Origin of the sequence: Knoellia flava TL1 (genome assembly GCF_000768675.1) — a bacterium.
Classification (GTDB): Bacteria; Actinomycetota; Actinomycetes; order Actinomycetales; family Dermatophilaceae; genus Knoellia; species Knoellia flava.
Genome location: NZ_AVPI01000012.1, coordinates 60,940 through 79,744 on the forward strand (window position 1 = coordinate 60,940; position 18,805 = coordinate 79,744).

Annotated in this window: 23 protein-coding genes and 3 tRNA genes; 18 read left to right on the forward strand and 8 right to left on the reverse strand. The window is 70.4% G+C overall.

The features are described from left to right. Window positions 1–3: 3 nt before the first annotated feature. The gene (locus tag N798_RS05550) at window positions 4–1,602 is read left to right on the forward strand and encodes a polyamine aminopropyltransferase (RefSeq protein WP_035946903.1); all 1,599 of its coding nucleotides are present in this window, start codon (window positions 4–6) and stop codon (window positions 1,600–1,602) included. Between the two features lie 8 nt (window positions 1,603–1,610). Here the strand turns inward: N798_RS05550 and N798_RS05555 are convergent, their stop codons facing one another. Further along, the gene (locus tag N798_RS05555; RefSeq protein ID WP_035946906.1) at window positions 1,611–2,111 is read right to left on the reverse strand and encodes an ASCH domain-containing protein; all 501 of its coding nucleotides are present in this window, start codon (window positions 2,109–2,111) and stop codon (window positions 1,611–1,613) included. A gap of 116 nt (window positions 2,112–2,227) precedes the next feature. Between N798_RS05555 and N798_RS05560 the strand changes: the two genes are divergently transcribed. The 8 genes from N798_RS05560 to N798_RS05595 all read left to right on the forward strand — a co-directional run bounded on the left by N798_RS05560 (window position 2,228) and on the right by N798_RS05595 (window position 6,344). Continuing rightward, window positions 2,228–3,268 carry a zinc-dependent alcohol dehydrogenase family protein gene (locus N798_RS05560; RefSeq protein WP_035947137.1) on the forward strand — a complete coding sequence of 347 codons (1,041 nt, stop codon included), beginning with the start codon at window positions 2,228–2,230 and terminating at the stop codon, window positions 3,266–3,268. A 104-nt stretch (window positions 3,269–3,372) separates the two neighbouring features. After that, window positions 3,373–3,445, forward strand: a tRNA-Thr gene (locus tag N798_RS05565). Window positions 3,446–3,489: 44 nt separating this feature from the next. Continuing rightward, window positions 3,490–3,563: transfer RNA gene (locus N798_RS05570), tRNA-Met, on the forward strand. Between the two features lie 127 nt (window positions 3,564–3,690). Beyond that, the gene (rpmG, locus tag N798_RS05575) at window positions 3,691–3,858 is read left to right on the forward strand and encodes a 50S ribosomal protein L33 (protein ID WP_035913435.1); all 168 of its coding nucleotides are present in this window, start codon (window positions 3,691–3,693) and stop codon (window positions 3,856–3,858) included. Between the two features lie 94 nt (window positions 3,859–3,952). Beyond that, window positions 3,953–4,402: an FAS1-like dehydratase domain-containing protein gene (locus N798_RS05580; protein WP_035946908.1), complete on the forward strand. Its 450-nt coding sequence runs from the start codon at window positions 3,953–3,955 to the stop codon at window positions 4,400–4,402. Next, window positions 4,399–4,821: a MaoC family dehydratase gene (locus N798_RS05585; protein ID WP_035946909.1), complete on the forward strand. Its 423-nt coding sequence runs from the start codon at window positions 4,399–4,401 to the stop codon at window positions 4,819–4,821. The genes N798_RS05580 and N798_RS05585 overlap by 4 nt, the downstream gene beginning before the upstream one ends. Continuing rightward, complete coding sequence (locus tag N798_RS05590; RefSeq protein WP_035946911.1) at window positions 4,821–5,894, forward strand: UDP-N-acetylmuramate dehydrogenase; 1,074 nt, start codon at window positions 4,821–4,823, stop codon at window positions 5,892–5,894. Before N798_RS05585 ends, N798_RS05590 begins: the two co-directional genes overlap by 1 nt. A 45-nt stretch (window positions 5,895–5,939) precedes the next feature. Continuing rightward, on the forward strand, window positions 5,940–6,344 hold the full coding sequence (locus tag N798_RS05595; RefSeq protein ID WP_035946912.1) for a secondary thiamine-phosphate synthase enzyme YjbQ: 405 nt from the start codon (window positions 5,940–5,942) through the stop codon (window positions 6,342–6,344). Window positions 6,345–6,586: 242 nt separating this feature from the next. On the opposite strand, the gene N798_RS05600 is transcribed toward N798_RS05595, so the two are convergent. The 7 genes from N798_RS05600 to N798_RS05630 form a co-directional block, all read right to left on the reverse strand. Further along, the gene (locus N798_RS05600) at window positions 6,587–7,288 is read right to left on the reverse strand and encodes a hypothetical protein (protein WP_156971631.1); all 702 of its coding nucleotides are present in this window, start codon (window positions 7,286–7,288) and stop codon (window positions 6,587–6,589) included. A 325-nt stretch (window positions 7,289–7,613) separates the two neighbouring features. Then, window positions 7,614–8,147 carry a metallophosphoesterase family protein gene (locus N798_RS05605; RefSeq protein ID WP_198030716.1) on the reverse strand — a complete coding sequence of 178 codons (534 nt, stop codon included), beginning with the start codon at window positions 8,145–8,147 and terminating at the stop codon, window positions 7,614–7,616. Window position 8,148: 1 nt separating this feature from the next. After that, on the reverse strand, window positions 8,149–8,448 hold the full coding sequence (locus N798_RS05610) for a hypothetical protein (RefSeq protein WP_035947139.1): 300 nt from the start codon (window positions 8,446–8,448) through the stop codon (window positions 8,149–8,151). Window position 8,449: 1 nt separating this feature from the next. Continuing rightward, window positions 8,450–9,157 carry a hypothetical protein gene (locus N798_RS05615; RefSeq protein WP_052116960.1) on the reverse strand — a complete coding sequence of 236 codons (708 nt, stop codon included), beginning with the start codon at window positions 9,155–9,157 and terminating at the stop codon, window positions 8,450–8,452. Between the two features lie 9 nt (window positions 9,158–9,166). Then, on the reverse strand, window positions 9,167–10,267 hold the full coding sequence (locus tag N798_RS05620) for an adenosine deaminase (RefSeq protein WP_035946914.1): 1,101 nt from the start codon (window positions 10,265–10,267) through the stop codon (window positions 9,167–9,169). Beyond that, complete coding sequence (locus N798_RS05625; RefSeq protein ID WP_035946916.1) at window positions 10,264–10,785, reverse strand: DUF5709 domain-containing protein; 522 nt, start codon at window positions 10,783–10,785, stop codon at window positions 10,264–10,266. Before N798_RS05625 ends, N798_RS05620 begins: the two co-directional genes overlap by 4 nt. A gap of 4 nt (window positions 10,786–10,789) precedes the next feature. After that, window positions 10,790–12,082, reverse strand: coding sequence for a PLP-dependent aminotransferase family protein (locus tag N798_RS05630; RefSeq protein ID WP_232222668.1), 1,293 nt, complete (start codon window positions 12,080–12,082; stop codon window positions 10,790–10,792). A 121-nt stretch (window positions 12,083–12,203) separates the two neighbouring features. Between N798_RS05630 and N798_RS05635 the strand changes: the two genes are divergently transcribed. The 9 genes from N798_RS05635 to N798_RS05675 all read left to right on the forward strand — a co-directional run bounded on the left by N798_RS05635 (window position 12,204) and on the right by N798_RS05675 (window position 18,805). Continuing rightward, entirely contained in the window at window positions 12,204–13,064 is an 861-nt protein-coding gene (locus N798_RS05635) for an endonuclease/exonuclease/phosphatase family protein (RefSeq protein WP_156971632.1), read from the forward strand. A gap of 140 nt (window positions 13,065–13,204) precedes the next feature. Further along, window positions 13,205–13,277 (forward strand) — tRNA-Trp (locus tag N798_RS05640). Between the two features lie 31 nt (window positions 13,278–13,308). Beyond that, window positions 13,309–13,581, forward strand: coding sequence for a preprotein translocase subunit SecE (secE, locus tag N798_RS05645; protein WP_035946920.1), 273 nt, complete (start codon window positions 13,309–13,311; stop codon window positions 13,579–13,581). Between the two features lie 73 nt (window positions 13,582–13,654). Next, the gene (gene nusG, locus N798_RS05650; RefSeq protein WP_035946921.1) at window positions 13,655–14,587 is read left to right on the forward strand and encodes a transcription termination/antitermination protein NusG; all 933 of its coding nucleotides are present in this window, start codon (window positions 13,655–13,657) and stop codon (window positions 14,585–14,587) included. A 72-nt stretch (window positions 14,588–14,659) separates the two neighbouring features. Further along, window positions 14,660–15,094: a 50S ribosomal protein L11 gene (rplK, locus tag N798_RS05655; RefSeq protein ID WP_035946923.1), complete on the forward strand. Its 435-nt coding sequence runs from the start codon at window positions 14,660–14,662 to the stop codon at window positions 15,092–15,094. A gap of 148 nt (window positions 15,095–15,242) precedes the next feature. Next, on the forward strand, window positions 15,243–15,965 hold the full coding sequence (gene rplA, locus N798_RS05660; RefSeq protein WP_035946924.1) for a 50S ribosomal protein L1: 723 nt from the start codon (window positions 15,243–15,245) through the stop codon (window positions 15,963–15,965). Between the two features lie 240 nt (window positions 15,966–16,205). Further along, window positions 16,206–17,201, forward strand: coding sequence for an ABC transporter ATP-binding protein (locus N798_RS05665; RefSeq protein ID WP_052116961.1), 996 nt, complete (start codon window positions 16,206–16,208; stop codon window positions 17,199–17,201). Next, window positions 17,198–17,965 (forward strand): MlaE family ABC transporter permease, encoded by a 768-nt coding sequence (locus tag N798_RS05670; protein ID WP_229708344.1) that lies wholly within the window; start codon window positions 17,198–17,200, stop codon window positions 17,963–17,965. The genes N798_RS05665 and N798_RS05670 overlap by 4 nt, the downstream gene beginning before the upstream one ends. Window positions 17,966–17,977: 12 nt before the next feature. Beyond that, a complete protein-coding gene (locus tag N798_RS05675; protein WP_035946925.1) occupies window positions 17,978–18,805 on the forward strand; it encodes an MlaE family ABC transporter permease in 828 nt (275 codons plus the stop codon).

Genomic DNA, 18,805 nt, shown 5'->3' on the forward strand with positions numbered 1-18,805 from the left:
ACGATGACCTCGGTGCAGGACGACGTCGCCCGCGGGACCGGCGCCTCGGAGGCGACCGTCGCTGAGGCGAAGGATGCGCCCCGCGCGCGCCGGCGGCGTGCCCTCGTCCTCGCCGCCGTCTTCGTCTGCGCCGCCTGCGGCCTCGTCTACGAGCTCGCGCTCGTCGCGCTCGGCTCCTACCTCCTCGGCAACACGATCACCCAGGCCTCGGTCGTCCTCGCGCTCATGGTCTTCGCCATGGGCTTGGGCTCGCTGGCAGCCAAGCCCCTGACCCGCCACGCGGCGGCGAGCTTCGCGGTCGTCGAGCTCGTCCTCGCCCTCGTCGGCGGCACGAGCGTCCTCATCCTGTATGCCGCATTCGCCTGGTGGTCGCTCTACCAGCCCCTTCTCGTCGTGCTGGCTCTCGCGATCGGCCTGCTCATCGGGGCCGAGATCCCGCTCCTCATGACATTGCTGCAGCGGATCCGACGACAGGAGGCGTCGTCGGCGGTGGCCGACCTCTTCGCGGCCGACTACGTCGGTGCGCTCATCGGCGGGCTCGCCTTCCCCTTCGTCCTCCTGCCATGGCTGGGCCTGCTCGAGGGCACGCTCGTCGTCGGCGCGGTCAACGCCGTGGCCGGGGCCGCCGTGACCCTGTGGCTCTTCCGCAGCGAGGTCCGGCGACGCGTCCGCGCCCTGCTCGGCGTCGCGCTCGCCGCCGTGCTCGCCGCCCTGCTCGTCCTCGCCGTGACCGCGAGCGCGTTCGAGGCGACGGCCCGCCAGCGCATCTTCCGCGACCCCGTCGTCGTCGCCGAGCGCAGCGACTACCAGGAGATCGTCGTGACCCGCAGCCTGCGTGGCGGCGACACCCGGCTCTTCCTCAACGGCGACCTCCAGTTCTCCTCGCTCGACGAGTACCGCTACCACGAGGCGCTCGTCCACCCGGCCATGGCGGGCGCGCACGCACGCGTCCTCGTGCTCGGCGGCGGCGACGGCCTCGCCGCACGCGAGCTGCTCCGCTACGACGACGTCGAGTCGGTGACGCTCGTCGACCTCGACCCCGCCGTCGTGAGCCTGGCCCGCCGGGACCCGACCTTCCGCGACCTCAACGACGACGCCTTTGCCGACCCCCGCCTCACGGTCGTCAACGCGGATGCCTTCGGGTGGCTGCGCGCCAACGACGAGCAGTTCGACGTCGTCGTCGCCGACATGCCCGACGCCGACGACGTGCCGACAGCCAAGCTCTACTCGGTCGAGACCTACGGCCTCGTCCGGCGCGCCCTCGCGCCCGGCGGTCGGGTCGTCGTCCAGGCCGGCTCGCCCTACTTCGCCCGCGAGGCCTACTGGACCACCGCGGCGTCGCTGCGGACCGCGGGACTCAGCCCGACGGCATACCACGTCGACGTCCCGTCGTTCGGTGACTGGGGGTTCTTCCTCGCGACTGCTGGGAGCGCCCCCGAGCTGCGGATGGCGCCGGACGCGCCGCGGACCCGCTTCGTCGACGACGGCGTCCTCGCGGCAGCGCAGGTCTTCCCCAAGGACCGTGGAGTCCTCGACCTGACGCCCTCGACGCTGCTCGACCCGGTCATTCTCGAGCGGCAGGGGACCTGGCGGGGCTACTGACCGGGGCGTCAGTCCTCGTCGGTGTAGAGCACGCGGAAGCGCTCGCAGACGACGGGCATGTCGCGGGCGAAGCCGCGGTCGTGCGACGCCGTCTGCGTGAAGAAGCGCTCGTGCACCTCGCGCCAGTGGGCGAGCGAGAGGTCGCCCTCGCCCTCGAGCCGGGCGTGCTCCTCGGTCACCTCGTCGAAGGGGACGAGGTCGACGTCGGTCGTCTCGAGGAGGGCGCGCGGACGGCCGGAGCCGTCGAGGACGATGCTCAGCGCACCCTTCTCGGGCACCGGCTCGTTGTCGGCCTCGTAGTCCCACAGGGCGCTCGCGGTCGCCGTCTTGGTGCCCGCGAGGACCAGGGCGAGGAGCTCGTCGGCCTGCTGCTCGTCGGCGCCGAACGACCACGCGGGCGGCGGCACGGAGTCGAGCGGCGTCGGGCCGAAGTAGGGCGAGGACACGTTGAGCTTCGCGTGCACCCGGGCCAGCTCCCAGAAGGTCGTCACCTGGTCGTCGTCGCTCATGCCGCACACCCTAGGTGGACGCTCGGTCGTCCCGGACGGCCGTCAGACCACACTGGCCCCATGACGCCGAAAGCGACGACGAGTCCGACGCCGGGGACGACACGCAGGACGACGTCGTGAAGGCGGTCGTGCACGACACCTTCGGCGGCCCGCTCGAGCTGCGCGACGTGCCCGACCCCGCCTGCCCCAGCGATGGTGTCGTCATCGCGGTCGGTGCGACCGGGGTGTGCCGGTCCGACTGGCACGCGTGGAAGGGCCATGACCCGGTCGACCTGCCGCACGTCCCGGGACACGAGCTCGCGGGCACGGTCGCCGAGGTCGGGCCCGAGGTCACGCGCTGGAGTGTCGGCGACCGGGTGACCGTGCCCTTCGTCTGCGGCTGCGGCCGGTGCGAGCTCTGCCTCGCGGGCGACGCCCAGGTCTGCCCCGACCAGACGCAGCCCGGCTTCACGGGACCCGGGTCGTTCGCCGAGCGCGTCGCCATCAACGCCGCCGACGCCAACCTCGTCGGACTGCCCGACGCGGTCGGCTTCGTCACGGCCGCGTCGCTGGGGTGCCGGTTCGCCACCGCCTTCCGCGGGGTCGTCGCACACGGCCGGCTGCAGTCGGGGCAGGTCCTCGCCGTCCACGGGTGCGGCGGCGTCGGGCTCTCGGCGGTGATGATCGGTGCTGCGCTGGGTGCAGAGGTCGTCGCCGTGGACGTGAGCGAAGCGGCACGGGAGCGGGCCCGTGAGCTCGGCGCGGCATACGTCATCGATGCGAGTGGTAACCACGACACCGCGGCGACGATCCACGACCTCACCGGCGGCGCCCACGTCTCGATCGACGCCCTCGGCTCGTCCGCGACCGCGGTGGCCTCGGTCGGCAGTCTCAGGCGCCGGGGGAGGCACGTGCAGGTCGGCCTGCTGCTCGGCGACGCGGCGACCCCGCCGCTGCCGATGGACCGTGTCGTCGCGCACGAGCTCGAGGTCCACGGCTCGCACGGCATGGCCGCCCACGAGTACCCCGCGATGCTCGCCCTCGTCGAGGACGGCACGCTGCGACCGGACCTCCTCGTCGGCTCGGTCATCGGTCTCGACGGAGCCGGTGCGGCCCTCGGGGCGATGGACCACCCGCCCACGTCGGCGGGCATGACCGTCGTCGAGATCGGGCGATGACACGGGCTCGAACCGGTCCTTCCGGGGCCTGATTTCGTTCGCGCGCAGGTGTCCGTGTAGCATCGCCGTCGCACTCAGGCCGGGTCTGACCCGGGTCCTGGTCGGCCCCCTTAGCTCAGTCGGCAGAGCGTTTCCATGGTAAGGAAAAGGTCGTCGGTTCGATTCCGACAGGGGGCTCTGGTCCGGTCCGACACCATCGCGTGACGGGCCACGACCCCCAAGGCGGGGTAGCTCAGCTGGTTAGAGCGCACGACTCATAATCGTGAGGTCGCGGGATCGAGCCCCGCTCCCGCTACTCAAGGCGATTTCGGGGAATACCCGGACTCGCGTACCCTGTTGTGCTGGCGTCGCGCGAACTCAAGATTCGTGAGCCGGCGCGACAGACCACCAGATCACCTTTTTTCCGAGAGCAGGTTGCCCCGATGGCCAAGGCCACTGACGTCCGCCCCAAGATCACCATGGCGTGCACGGAGTGCAAGGAGCGCAACTACATCACCAAGAAGAACCGTCGGAACGACCCCGACCGTCTCGAGCTGGCGAAGTTCTGCCCCCGCTGCAAGAAGCACACCGAGCACCGCGAGACCCGCTGACCCCAGCGCCTCGACGCACCGAAGCCGCCCCCACGAGTCGTGGAGGGCGGCTTCGCCGTTCCGGGGCGTCGCGCGCGTTGCCTAGAGTGTCCGCATGCCCGTGAACGCAGACTTCCAGGGTCGGTCCTATCCGCCGAGCGGTCCGTATGCCGTGAGCGCGGCCGGCATCGCCGCCTTCGCCGACGCGGTCGGTTCCGACGACCCCCTGCACCACGACCCCGAGGTCGCGCGGGCGGCGGGCCACGCCGACGTCATCGCGCCGCCGACGTTCGCCGTCACGCTGGCGCAGCGCTGCGACGCCGCCTACGTCCAGGACCCCGACTCGGGCATCGACTACAGCCGGGTCGTCCACGGCGAGCAGCGGTTCGTCCACCACCGGCCGATCACGGCCGGCGACGAGGTGCTCGGCACCCTCACCGTCGACTCGATCCGATCGGCCGGCGGACACTCCATGATCACGACCCGCACCGAGCTCACGGTCGAGGGCGAGCCGGTGTGCACCTCGACCTCGACCATCGTCGTGCGAGGAGGGGAGGGCGCATGAGCATTCGCACCGCAGCCGAGACCCGGGCCGGAGACACCTTCGGGCCGCAGACCGTGCCAGTCGCCCGCGAGACCCTCGTCGCCTACGCCGATGCGTCCGGTGACCAGAACCCGATCCACCAGGACGAGGAGTTCGCCAAGGGTGTCGGCCTGCCCGACGTCATCGCCCACGGCATGTGGACCATGGGTGCCGCCGGCTCGGCCGTGTCCGCCTGGGCCGGTGGGGCGGACCGCGTCGTCGAGTTCGGCACCCGCTTCACGAAGCCGGTCGTCGTGCCGGCCGGGGGCGCCCAGGTCGAGATCTCCGGGACGGTCAAGAGCGTCGACCCCGAGACCCGTCGCGCCGTCGTCGACCTGACCGTGACCGCCGCCGGCGACAAGGTCCTCGGGCGCTGTCTCGCGACCGTCCAGCTCGACTGATGCAGGAGCTTCACGACGCCCCGCTGGCCGAGCTGACGACGATGCGGGTGGGTGGACCTGCCCGCCGGCTCGTCGTCGCCGAGACGATCGACGAGGTCGTCGACACCGTGCGCGAGGTCGACGACGCCGACGAGCCGCTGCTCGTCGTCGGGGGCGGGTCCAACCTCGTCATCGCCGACGCCGGCTTCCCCGGCACGGTCCTCCAGGTCGCGACGAGCGGCGTCGAGGTCGAGTCGGACGACTCGTGCGGGGGAGCGATGGTCCGCGTCGCCGCCGGCGAGAACTGGGACGACCTCGTCGCACGCGCCGTCGCAGAGGGGTGGTCCGGGGTCGAGGCACTGTCCGGCATACCCGGTTCGACGGGGGCCACGCCGGTCCAGAACGTCGGCGCCTACGGCCAGGAGGTCGCCCAGACGATCGCGCGGGTGCGGGTCCTCGACCGGCGGACCCAGGAGGTCCGGACGTTCAGCAACGCGGACTGCGCCTTCACCTACCGGCACTCCGTCTTCAAGGCGTCGTCGCGGTTCGTCGTCCTCGACGTCACCTTCCAGCTGCGCGTGGCGGACCGCTCCCAGCCGATCGCCTACGCCGACCTCGCCAAGGGGCTGGGCGTCGACGTCGGTGCGCGGGTGCCGCTCGCCGAGGCCCGTGAGGCCGTCCTCGAGCAACGGCGGAGGCGCGGGATGGTCATCGACGCCGACGACCACGACACGTGGAGCTGCGGGTCGTTCTTCACCAACCCGATCATGTCCGCGGCTCGGTTCGACGCGCTCGCGGATCGCGTTCGCGCCGAGCTCGGAGACGACGCCGCCGAGCCGCCTCGCTTCCCCGACGCCAGTGGTGACGTCAAGACGAGTGCCGCGTGGCTCATCGACCGGGCCGGCTTCGGCAAGGGATTCGGTATGCCGGGCCCTGCCGCCCTCTCGACGAAGCACACCCTCGCGGTGACGAACCGCGGCTCGGCCACCGCCGCCGACGTCGCCGCCCTCGCGCGGCGGGTGCGCGACGGTGTCCACGACCGTTTCGGCGTGACGCTCGTCAACGAGCCCGTCTTCGTCGGCCACGAGCTCTGAGGAGGAGTCCGTGGAGCGTCAGCCACGAAACCTGAGGAGGGCCAGGTGAAGACCATCAACCTCGACGTCCGCACCGGTGGCAAGGACGTCGTGCTCGACCTCACCGACCGCTGCGCCGACTTCGTGCGCGACCTCGGCGACGGCCTGCTCCACGTCTTCGTACCGCACGCGACCGCCGGCATAGCCATCATCGAGACCGGTGCGGGCTCCGACGACGACCTGCTGGCCGCTCTCGCCGACCTCCTGCCCGCCGACGACCGGTGGCGCCACCGTCACGGCAGCCCCGGCCACGGACGCTCGCACGTCATGCCCGGGCTCGTCCCGCCCTACGCCAGCGTGCCCGTCGACGGCGGACGCCTCGCCCTCGGCACCTGGCAGAGCATCTGCCTCGTCGACCTCAACGTCGACAACCACGACCGCACCGTCCGCCTCGACTTCCTCGCCGGCTGAGGCGTCCCGACATCCCACGGGGGTCGTTCTCTGACAGCCGGCCGGCGCAGGCGGGCTGCTCCGCACCCACCTGCGTGAAGGGGGTGTCTTCGCTTCGGGAGGTGACGCAGGCCCGTGTCACGCACCACTGACGCGCCGTCAGGGTCAGCGAGCGACGGGTACGCATACACCCCGTCTGGGGGGTGTCTTCGCTTCGCGACGTGACGCACCGCTGCGGCGGGCATCGGGAACCCGAGGCTGGGTCAGGCGACCGCGTCGTCGGCGGGTCGTGCTTGTGAACCCGCGGACCACGCGTCGACGACCTGGCTCGACCTTCGTGACACGGGCACGCGCGCAGCGTGCGCTGGACCCCCTGCGTTCGCTGCGTCGGCGGCGGCGTCCGCCGCGTTGGCCGCGTCCGGCTCGTCCCCCACGTTCGCCGAGCTCGGTTCCTCAGGCACGACGGGACCCACGAGGTCCTGGTCCCAGAGCGGAAGGGGCCGTCGGGCGTACCACTTCGGCTCGTTCCCCAGACCTCGGACGAAGAACTCCCGGTGCCACCACCAACTCGGCGGGTTGTCGACCGCCTGCACGTCGTGGTGAGCGGGAAATCGCCGGCTCCCGCCGCGGACGCGTGCGACGAGCTCGCTCTCGCGCCACGAGCACGGCTCGACGACCTGGGCCGGCGATGACCCCTCCGGGGCCACGTGGACGAGGGCAATGCCGAAGCCCGTGCCGACGAGCGCGCCGACGACATCGTCAAGGCTCGACCGCCCCGCGTCGGACTCCAGACGGGCCACTCGGCTGGCCGACCAGGTGCGCATCGCGGCGTAGGCCCGTTGGGAGAGGCCGAGCCGCCGCCGGTGGTCCCGGATGGCAAGACCGACGGCACCGGCAAGTGTGAGGGTGTCCACGGCGTCATGGAGGTCGGCGGCGCGTCGGGCCGCTCGCTGCTCAGGTGTCATGGCTCGACGCTGCCGCCGCGTCGCTCTCCCGACCAGACCACGCTGGTGTTCCTGTGGACGGTCGCGTCTCGCCAAGCCACCTGTGGACGACCCGCCCGGAGAAACCACACGGAGACCCACAGCGCCGTGGCGACGTCATTGCCTCGGGTGGTGGAGCGAAGACACCCCGCCCAGGCACCCCTCGAAGGGCAGCCGGTTCGATGAGCCCAGCCGGTTGCCGTTGCGTCGGGTGGTGGAGCAAAGACACCCCTCCACGTCCACCCGTGTGCGGCGGTCCCATGGTCCCGCCGCGACGACGACGAGCGACCTCCTGCGGCGCAGGAAGCTACGGGCGGCGGAGCGGCAGCGCATTCAGCACAACGTTGCGCAGCTCGCCCCCACCCACCGTGCACGTGAGGTAGGTGCAGTGGGGCTGCCGCCGGCGGTCGGTCGGTGAGCCCGGGTTGAGCAGGCGCAGGCCGTCGTGCTCGGTGTCCCACGGAATGTGGCTGTGGCCGAAGACGAGGACGTCGAGGTCCGGGTACGCGGCCCGCATCCGTTCCTCGCGCCGCTGCTTCGGCCCGGTCTCGTGCACCACACCCCAGCGCAGGCCACCGAGCTCGACGCGTGCGACCTCGGGCAGCCTGCGCCGCAGCTCGGCACCGTCGTTGTTGCCCCAGACCCCGACGAGCCTCTTGGCTCGTTCTTCGAGTGCGTCGAGCAGCCGTGGTGTCACCCAGTCACCGGCGTGGAGGACGACGTCCGCCTCGTCCACGGCCGCCCAGACCTGCGCCGGCAGGTCTCGCGCCCGCGCCGGCAGGTGCGTGTCGGCCACGATGAGCAGCCGCAGCACGTCCGCCCTAGAGCCCGTCGCGCCCATGTCAGTCGTCGAGTCCGTCGAGGTCACGCAGCGCCTCCTCCCACCGGCGCCGCCGCTCGGCATCGTCCTGGTCCCACCACGGCGTTCCGCGCTCGCCCAGACCGTGCTTGGCGAGGTCGACCCGCAGACGTGACGGAGCCGGGTCCTGACCCGCCTGCTTGGCCGCTCGCACACCGGACCGTCCCCGACCCAGGTGCGACAGCAGCCTCTCGGCCACATCCTCGGGCAGGGCCGGGTCCTGCCGCCGCCACCGGCGACCGTCGACGATGAGCCACCGCTCGGCGTCGACCTCGGCAGACATCTCACCCACGGCTCGGCTCCTCGGGATCGGCACGAACCTGCTGAGACACGGCATACGAGGGCTGCCGGAGGGCGGTCCACAGAGGCGAGGTCCACGTCCCCATCGGCGCGTGGCCGACCGGGTCGTGGCGGCGCGTGCAGTCCGAGTCGGTCCACGTGAGCTCGAGGCGGCCCCGCTCGTGCCACGGGTGTCCGGGCGCCGCGACGAGCAGTCGGTAGGCGCTCGGGGGCTCGCCGCCCCCAGCCACCGGACCGGCAGGGTCCACCCTCAACAGGAGCCTGCCCCGCGCCGTCTCGAGCGGGAGGAGGGTGGTCAGCGGTCCGTGGTCCCAGCGCCCACGCACCGTCAGCACGTGGCGCGTGAGAACCCCTGTCCCCGTCGAGGCGAGGAGCACGTCGCCGGCGGCCGGTCCGGTCAGGCGCACCGCCAACCCCTCGATGTCCGGCCCCTCGCGCAGTCCCGTGGCGCGGGACCAGCGCACATCGCACGCATGCGGGCCCGGTTCGTCGAGAAGCACCACGCCGCTCCGCGGTCCCGGCTCGATCGTCACGCGCCCCGTCCCGCAGAACCCCACGGCGTGCAGCGCCCGGGTCCCCCGGAGCCGAGCCGTGAGCCCGAACGCCCCGGCGAGCGCCCGCCCGCCGATCCACCCCAGACCTCCGAGGACCGCCGAGCCAATCGACTCGTCGCCGCCAGCGCGTGCCTCCATCACTCCAACCTAGGCGCTGGCCGAGTTCCGTGCGTCGGCCCCGACGGCGTCGTCCGCACCGTCACCCTCGAGCCACGCGTCGATGTCGGCGTATGCCGTCTCACGCACCTTCCCGGGCGCTCGCGACGCCCGAAGGGACGCTCGGGCGAGGTCGGCAAGCTCGGCGTCGGAGAACTCGAGCAGCCGCGCCACCTCGTACTGCGCCTGCAGCCGCGAGCCGAAGATGAGCGGGTCGTCCGCCCCGAGGGCGATGGTCGCCCCGGCGTCGACGAGCCGCCGCAGCGGCACGTCGTCGATGTCGTCGTAGACACCGAGCGAGATGTTGCTGCCCGGGCACACCTCGAGTGCCACGCCGTCCTCGACGACGCGGTCGAGGGTGCGCGGGTCCTCGACGGACCTCACCCCGTGCCCGAGCCGGTCCGGCCCGAGCGAGGTGAGCGTGCGCTCGACGGCGTCGGGCCCGAGCAGCTCGCCCGCGTGCGGCACGAGCGCCAGCCCGGCCCGGCGCGCGATCGAGAAGGCCGGCGCGAAGGCCTCCGTCTCGCCGCGTCGCTCGTCGTTGCTCAGGCCGAAGCCCACGACGGCACCCGGTCCCTCGCCGGCATACCTCGCGGCGAGACGCGCGAGGGTGCGCGCCTCGAGCTCGTGGCGCATCCGCGAGGCCGCGACGATGACCCCGACCTGCGCGGCGCCCGGCTCGCGCGAGACCGCCGCCGCCTCGTCCAGGACGATCTCGAGCGCGGGTGTGATGCCACCGACGAAAGGTGCATACGACGTGGGGTCGACCTGGAGCTCGAGCCAGCGCGAGCCCTCGGCGCCGTCGTCGAGAGCCGCCTCGCGCACGATCCGCCGCATGTCGGCCTCGCCGCGCACGCAGTGGCGCGCGACGTCGTAGAGGCTCTGGAAGCGGAACCAGCCCCGCTCGTCGCGGGTCTCGAACGTCACCGGCCAGTCGGCGCCGAGGGCCGACGGCAGGCGCAGACCGTGGGCCTTCGACATCTCGCGCACCGTGGTGACGCGCATTGAGCCGGTGAAGTGCAGGTGGAGGTGCGCCTTCGGCAGGGTCGCGGTGTCACGGACCCCCGAGGTGCCGGAGGGCGGCGCGCTCACTCCTCGACGATGTGCATGGCCGACTCCTCGGCCGACACGTCCTCGGGAGCGCCGTGTCGGGCGCCGTCGCCCTCGTCGGCGACGAGCGTCTTCTCCTCGTCGGGGCCGAGGCCCTCGTCCGGAGCGGTGAGGGACCCGCCGTCGACGTCATCGACGCCGTCGACGCCACCCGGCTCACCGAGGAAGTCCTCCTCCGCCGGGATGGAGTCGGGGTCGTCCCCGCCGACGCGCGGCTCGTCGTCGAGGCCGCCCTCGTTGTCGGGGGCGCCGTAGGCCGAGTTGGGGTCCGGCACCTCTTGGTTGATGCGCTGGTCGATCGTCTCGTCCTGAGCCTGCTCCTCGGCCGTCGTGCCCCACTCGGTGTTGCGCGGCTGGAGGTCGGGCGGCGACACCGGCAGGTTGTCGCCCTCGCTCGAGTCGAGCAGGTCGGGCTGGCCCTCGCCGGCGTCCACGCCGTCGTCGAGGCTCATCGAGCCGAGGTCGTCGTTGAAGTTCTCGGTTCCGGGCTGGTCGCTCATGACCTCACCCTGTCACGCCTGCCAGCTTTTCGGCGGCGGCGAGGAGGACGCAGGTCGCGACACCGGCCATCGCGGTCTCGACCTCGGCGAGGACGGGGAAGGACGGCGCGAGCCGGATGTTGCGGTCGCGCGGGTCCTTGCCGTGGGGGAACGAGGCCCCGGCAGGCGTGAGCGCGATCCCCGCGCCCTTGGCGAGCTCGACGACCCGTGAGGCGGTGCCGTCGAGGACGTCGAGGTTGACGAAGTAGCCGCCGGTCGGCTTCGACCACGTCGCGACCTCGCGTCCGTCGAGCGCGGACGACAGCGCCGAGTCCACGGCCGCGAACTTCGGGCCGAGGATCTCGCGGTGCTTGCGCATGTGCTCGCGCACGCCGTCGGCCGAGCCGAAGAACTGCACGTGCCGCAGCTGGTTGACCTTGTCCGGGCCGATGGAGGCGAACTGCTGGTGCCCGAGGTACCAGTCGACGTTCGCCTTCGACGCCGCGAGGAACGCGACTCCGGACCCGGCGAAGGTGATCTTCGACGTCGAGGCGAACATGATCGGCCGGTTGGGGTGCCCCGAGCCCGACGCGAGCGTGATGATGTCGGCGCTCTTGGCCTCGTCCTCGGTGAGGTGGTGGAACGCGTAGGCGTTGTCCCAGAAGATCCGGAAGTCCGGCGCCGCCGTCTCCATCGACGCGAGCTCGCTCGCGACCTCCTGCGAGCACGTCGAGCCCGACGGGTTCGCATAGGTCGGCACGATCCACATGCCCTTGACCGCGGGGTCCTTGACGAGCTCGCGCACGGCGGCGACGTCCGGGCCGTCCTCGTTCATCGGCACCGTCAGCATCTCGATCCCGTAGGACGCGAGCATCGTGAAGTGCCGGTCGTAGCCGGGCACGGGACAGACGAACTTCACCGTCTCCTCCTGCGACCACGGGCGCGGCGAGTCGGGTGCGCCGTGGAGCAGGAGCTGGACGAGGCAGTCGTGCATCATCGTCAGGCTCGAGTTGCCGCCGGCGACGACCTGCTCGGGCTCGACCCAGAGCAGGTCGGCGAACATCGCGCGCAGCTCGGCGATCCCCGACAGCCCGCCGTAGTTGCGCACGTCGGTCCCGCTCGCATCCTTGTGTCCGCGCGGCAGCTCGAGCAGCTCGTTGCTGAGGTCGAGCTGCGCGACGGAGGGCTTGCCACGCGTGAGGTCGAGCGTGAGCCCACGTTCCTGGAGATCGGCGTATGCCGTGCGCTGGCTCTCGAGGAACGTCTCGAGCTCGGCGGGGGAGAGGGAGGACAGGGCTGCGGCGGTCTGCTCGGTCACGACCGTCATCGTTCCAGACGTGAGCCGGGGAGGGCAGTCCTCCCCATGGTGCGAGACGTGCGGCGTTGCGAGGGTGGTCCGGGGCGGGCGAGAGGCGCTCGCCGCGAGGGAGGGAACTCACATGAAACTGTCCACCAGCCGTCACGGCGCCGTGCTCGCGGTCGCCACGCTGGCGCTCACCGGCGCGATCGGCGCCGTGAGCACGACCACCGCACCGGCCGCCGAGGCCGCACCCGGGATGGTTCGAGTCATCTCGCACAACATCGCCAAGAAGCCCGAGGCCCTGACGAAGGTCATCCAGAAGTCCAAGAGCGACCGGTTCCCGGGAGCCGAGGTCGTCTTCCTCCAAGAGGTGTGCCAGAGCATGCTGCCGCGGATCGAGGAGAAGCTGGGCAAGGCGTCGTTCCACATCCGACGGGACAACCAGTCGGACTGCTCGGACAACGTCATCGGCGAGGTGGTGGTCTACACGGACAAGAATGCGCGTGTGGAGCGTGATGCCGTCGACTTCAATGTCGAGGGCGAGGACCAGAACTACGGCATGGCATGCCTCAACTTCTCCTACGCGGGTCGTTCCACGCGCGCCTGCTCCACGCACCTGGCCTCCGGCGACGGCCCGGCCAAGAACGCGATGCGGCTCGCGTCGACGAAGGTGATCCGCGACAAGGCACGCGCCTGGAACAAGGACCTGATCCTCGTCGCCGGGGACTTCAACCGTGAGCCGATGGCACGCGCCATGGACTACGTCTACGGCGTCGGTCCCGACGCCCGGGGCGACTTCCGGGAGATCACCCAGTCGGCCACGGGCAACGAGGCTCGAACCGGCCGGTTCACGATCGGCAAGGTCAAGAAGAACACCGACCGCAAGGTCGACTACATCTTCGGTTGGAAGGGGCACACCCGAGTGAACGGGGGTTGGGTCAAGACGGAGTTCACCCCTTCGAACCACCGGATGCTCTTCGGCGGAGTGCCGCTTCGCTGACCGACGAGCACGGTTGCGCCCCGGTCTGACGGTTTCGCGTCGGACCGGGGCGTCCCGTATGCTGTTCCCTCGGTGATCGCACCATGCTTCGGCGTGCCTGTCGTCACCTCCGGAACCACCTTCCCAGCAGGTGCGTTCCTAGGGCAGTGGCTCAATTGGTAGAGCACCGGTCTCCAAAACCGGCGGTTGGGGGTTCGAGTCCCTCCTGCCCTGCACGTTCAGATCATTTCGGAGAAGAGGAACCGTGACGGAAGTGGGCGAGTCCCGCGACTCTCGCCAGGCGAGCAAGCGCGCCGGCAAGGGCGGCAACCCCGTGTCGCGGCTCTTCGGCTCCCTGGGTCTGTTCATCAGCCAGATCCTCGACGAGCTGCGCAAGGTCGTCCGGCCGACGCGGTCCGAGCTGTGGAACTACACGCTCGTCGTCATCGTCTTCGTCTCCGTGATGATGGCGCTCGTGTCCGGCCTCGACTTCGGCTTCAGCAAGCTCGTCGGGCTGGTCTTCGGCAACGGGGGCTGAGCCCCCGGGCGCGTCCGCGAGGTCGCACCCGCCACCACGACCAACACAACGCTGAACAGGAAGTAGGTCCGCAGTGTCCGACCACACGACGTCCCAGGACGCCGAGTCGACCTCCGGCGACCCCGAGACCCTCGCCGTCGACGAGACCGAGAGCGCCGCGCAGCGCGAGTCGCTGACCCTCGGCGACACCGCCCCCGAGTTCCTCGACACGTCGGCCGACCAGCCCGCCGACCTCGACGCCCCCGAGGACGACGACGCGGACGAGGACGTGACCGCCGAGTCGAGCGACAACGACACCGACGATGAGTCCGACGCCCCCGCCGAGAGCACGCTCGAGGCCGCGACGACCGAGTCCGACGAGGACGGCGACGTCGTCCCCACCGACGTCGACCCGGTCCAGGCGTTCAAGGACGACCTCGCGAGCAAGTTCGGTGACTGGTACGTCATCCACTCCTACGCGGGCTACGAGAACCGCGTGAAGACCAACCTCGAGACCCGGATCCAGTCCCTCAACATGGAGGACTACATCTTCGAGATCGAGGTCCCCATGGAGGAGGTCACCGAGATCAAGAGCGGTCAGCGCAAGCTGGTCCGCCGGGTCCGGATGCCCGGGTACGTCCTCGTCCGCATGGACCTCACCGACGAGTCGTGGGGCGCCGTGCGCCACACGCCCGGTGTCACCGGCTTCGTCGGCAACGCGCACCAGCCGGTGCCGCTGAGCCTCGACGAGGTCTACACGATGATCAAGCCCGCCGAGCTCGAGATGGCCGCGGCCGCGGCTGCCGCCCCGGGCTCGCCCGCCTCCTCCGGTGGCTCGTCCGCCGACGCCCCCGTCGTCGACTTCGAGGTCGGCGAGTCGGTCACCGTCATGGACGGCCCCTTCGAGACCCTGCCGGCGACGATCTCCGAGATCAACGCCGAGAGCCAGAAGCTCAAGGTCCTCGTCTCCATCTTCGGCCGGGAGACCCCGGTCGAGCTGTCGTTCGGCCAGGTCGCCAAGATCTGACGCTCGGCAACACTGCAACCGGGTCATCGCCCACGGCGTGGGCCCACAACAAAGAAGAAGGAACGCAAGAGCATGCCTCCCAAGAAGAAGGTCTCCGGCTACATCAACCTGCAGATCCAGGCAGGTGCCGCGACCCCGGCTCCCCCCGTCGGCCCCGCGCTCGGTCAGCACGGCGTCAACATCATGGAGTTCGTCAAGGCCTACAACGCTGCGACCGAGCACCAGCGGGGCAACATCATCCCCGTCGTCATCACGGTGTTCGAGGACCGCTCGTTCACCTTCATCACGAAGACGCCGCCGGCCTCCGAGCTCATCAAGAAGGCCGCGGGTGTCCAGAAGGGCTCCGGCGAGCCGCACAAGACCAAGGTCGCGAACCTCACCGTCGACCAGGTCCGTGAGATCGCCGAGCAGAAGATGCCCGACCTCAACGCCAACGACGTCGACGCCGCGATGAAGATCATCGCCGGCACGGCCCGTCAGATGGGCATCACGACCGACCTCTCCTGAGGCCGGTCACCAACAGCAAACGTTCCGTATGCCGGCCGCCCAGGCGGGAGGCCGGCATACGGGAAGCGCTTCCTCACCTGAGGCAAGCGCGTGGGAGGGCCAGCGCTGGCCCGGACCACGACTCCACCACTGAAACAAGGAGCAGCACATGAAGCGCAGCAAGAGCTACCGCGCCTCCGCCGAGAAGATCGCGGCCGACAAGGTCTACAGCCCGCTCGAGGCCGTCCGCCTCGCCAAGGCCGGCGCCAAGGCCAAGTACGACGAGACGGTCGAGGTCGCCATGCGACTCGGTGTCGACCCGCGCAAGGCCGACCAGATGGTCCGTGGCACGGTCAACCTCCCCAACGGCACGGGCAAGACCGCCCGCGTCCTCGTCTTCGCCAACGGTGACAAGGCCGAGGCCGCCAAGGCTGCCGGTGCCGACTACGTCGGCTCCGACGACCTCCTCGAGAAGGTCGCCGGCGGCTGGCTCGACTTCGACGCGATCGTCGCCACCCCGGACCTCATGGGCAAGGTCGGTCGTCTCGGCAAGGTCCTCGGCCCGCGTGGTCTCATGCCCAACCCGAAGACCGGCACGGTCACGATGGACACGGCCAAGGCCGTCTCCGACATCAAGGGCGGCAAGATCGAGTTCCGCGTCGACAAGCACGCGAACCTCCACTTCATCATCGGCAAGGCGTCCTTCGACGAGAAGAAGCTCGTCGAGAACTACGCCGCCGCGCTGGAGGAGATCCTCCGCCTCAAGCCGGCCTCCTCGAAGGGCCGCTACATCAGCAAGGCCACGATGTCGACGACGATGGGCCCCGGTGTCCCGCTCGACTTCACCAAGACGCGCAACCTCCTCGAGGAGGACGCCCAGGCCGACGCCTGACCGTCCCGCGCACGCGACAGCGGCCTCCGTTCTCCGGAACGGGGGCCGCTGCCCGTTTTGCCCTGAGCGCAAAGCCCTGCGAGGGCCGTGGTGTGACCTTGACTGCTCTCCGTGGCCGCAACTTGTTTCTGAGGTAACCCCGGGGTAACTTCGCCGGAGCCCTGTTGCACCGCCGCCCCGGGCCCACCCGTGGTGGCGACTCCCTGCCACGCACCACGGGCCGGAAATGAGGTTGTGACAATGGGTGTCGCCATCGACGTCCAAGGGCTGACGAAGTCCTTCGGTTCCCAGCTGATCTGGAACGACGTCACGCTCACCCTTCCCCCCGGCGAGATCTCGGTGATGCTCGGCCCCTCGGGCACCGGCAAGTCCGTCTTCCTCAAGACGCTCGTCGGCCTCCTCAAGCCCGACAAGGGCTCGATCGTCATCAACGGCGACGACCTCGTCACGCTGCGCGAGAACGACCTCTACGAGATCCGCAAGCTCTTCGGCGTCCTCTTCCAGGACGGCGCACTCTTCGGGTCGATGAGCCTCTATGACAACGTCGCCTTCCCGCTGCGCGAGCACACGAAGAAGTCCGAGAGCGACATCCGCAGGATCGTCCTCGAGAAGATGGATCTCGTCGGCCTCTCCGGCGCCGAGGACAAGCTGCCCGGTGAGATCTCCGGTGGCATGCGCAAGCGCGCCGGACTCGCCCGCGCCCTCGTGCTCGACCCCGAGATCCTCCTCATCGACGAGCCCGACTCGGGTCTGGACCCGGTGCGCACGTCCTACATCAACCAGCTCTTCATCGACCTCAACGCGCAGATCGACGCGACCTTCCTCATCGTCACCCACGACATCAACACCGCGCGGACCGTCCCCGACAACATCGGGCTGCTCTACCACCGCCACCTCGCGATGTTCGGGCCGCGCGAGATGCTGCTCAGTTCCGAGGAGCCGGTCGTGCGCCAGTTCCTCAACGCCCAGACGGTCGGCCCCATCGGCATGTCCGAGGAGAAGGACGCCGACGAGCTCGCCGCCGAGTCCGGCCAGGAGCTGCCGCCGCTGCCGCCCATCCCGCTCCAGCTCGGCACGAGCGACGGCTCGCCCCGCCGCGCCGAGAAGCCGGCGGGCCAGTGGTGCCGCGACAACGGGGTCACCCCGCCGCCCGGCTCGTTCCGCTCGGGCAACGCCGGCGTGCCCGGCGTCTCGCAGGTGCCCGAGCAGGTGCCCGAGGGTGAGGTGGTCTCGTGAACCTGCTCGTCTCTCCGCTCAAGCAAGCGGGCGCGTTCTTCGCGATGGCCCTCGACGTGCTGCGGGCGCTGCCCAAGCGGCCGTTCCAGACCAAGGAGTTCATCCAGCAGTGCTGGTTCATCGCGTCGGTGACGATCATCCCCACGGCGCTGGTGTCGATCCCCTTCGGCGCCGTCATCGCCCTCCAGCTCGGCACGCTCACCCGCCAGCTCGGCGCCCAGTCGTTCACCGGAGCGGCGAGCGTCCTCGCGGTCGTGCGTGAGGCGTCACCCATCGTCACGGCCCTGCTCATCGCCGGCGCAGGCGGCTCCGCGATCTGCGCCGACCTCGGGTCACGCAAGATCCGCGAGGAGATCGACGCGATGGAGGTCCTCGGCATCAACCCCATCCACCGTCTCGTCGTGCCCCGCGTCCTCGCGGCGATGCTCGTCGCGGTGCTGCTCAACGGGCTCGTCTCCGTCGTCGGCGTGGGCGGCGGCTACTTCTTCAACGTTGTCATCCAGGGCGGGACGCCGGGCGCCTACCTCTCCTCGTTCACGGCGCTGGCGCAGCTCGCCGACCTGTGGACCTCGGAGATCAAGGCGCTGCTCTTCGGCGCGGTCGCCGCGATCGTCGCGTCCTACAAGGGACTGACGGCCGGGGGAGGGCCCAAGGGGGTCGGCGACGCCGTGAACCAGAGCGTCGTCATCACCTTCATGCTCCTCTTCGTCATCAACTTCGTCGTCTCGGCCATCTACTTCCAAGTCGTCCCCCAGAAGGTCTGAGGTGAGCACACGATGAGCCGGACCAAGGAGCTCGCCGCCCGCCCCGGGCGGATGCTCGACAGCCTGAGCGACCAGATGCACTTCTACGTGCGCTCGATCGCCTGGAGCGGCCGCACGATCCGCCGCTACAAGAAGGAGGTGCTGCGCCTCCTCGCCGAGGTCTCCCTCGGCAGCGGTGCGCTCAGCGTCATCGGCGGCACCGTCGGAGTCCTCACCTTCATGGCGTTCTTCACCGGCAGCCAGGTCGGACTGCAGGGCTACTCCTCGCTCAACCAGCTCGGCACCGGCGCCTTCGCCGGCTTCCTCGCGGCCTACCTCAACACCCGCGAGATCGCCCCGCTCGTCGCCGGGCTCGCGCTCGCGGCGACCGTCGGCTGCGGCTTCACCGCCCAGCTCGGCGCCATGCGGATCTCGGAGGAGGTCGACGCCCTCGAGGTCATGGGCATCCCCTCACTGCCCTTCCTCGTCACCACCCGCATGATCGCCGGCTTCATCGCGGTCATCCCGCTCTACGTCCTCGGCCTGCTGTCGTCGTATGCCGCGACCCGCTTCATCGTCACCGACTACTTCGGGCAGTCCAAGGGCACCTACGACCACTACTTCCATCTCTTCCTACCGCCGATAGACATCCTCTACTCGTTCCTCAAGGTGCTCGTCTTCGCGGTCATCATCATCCTCATCCACTGCTACTACGGCTACAACGCCAGCGGCGGACCCGCGGGCGTCGGTGTCGCCGTTGGCAAGGCCGTCCGCACCTCGATCGTCGCCATCAACCTCGTCGACTTCTTCTTCTCGCTCGCCGTGTGGGGCGCGACGACGACCGTGAGGATCGCGGGATAG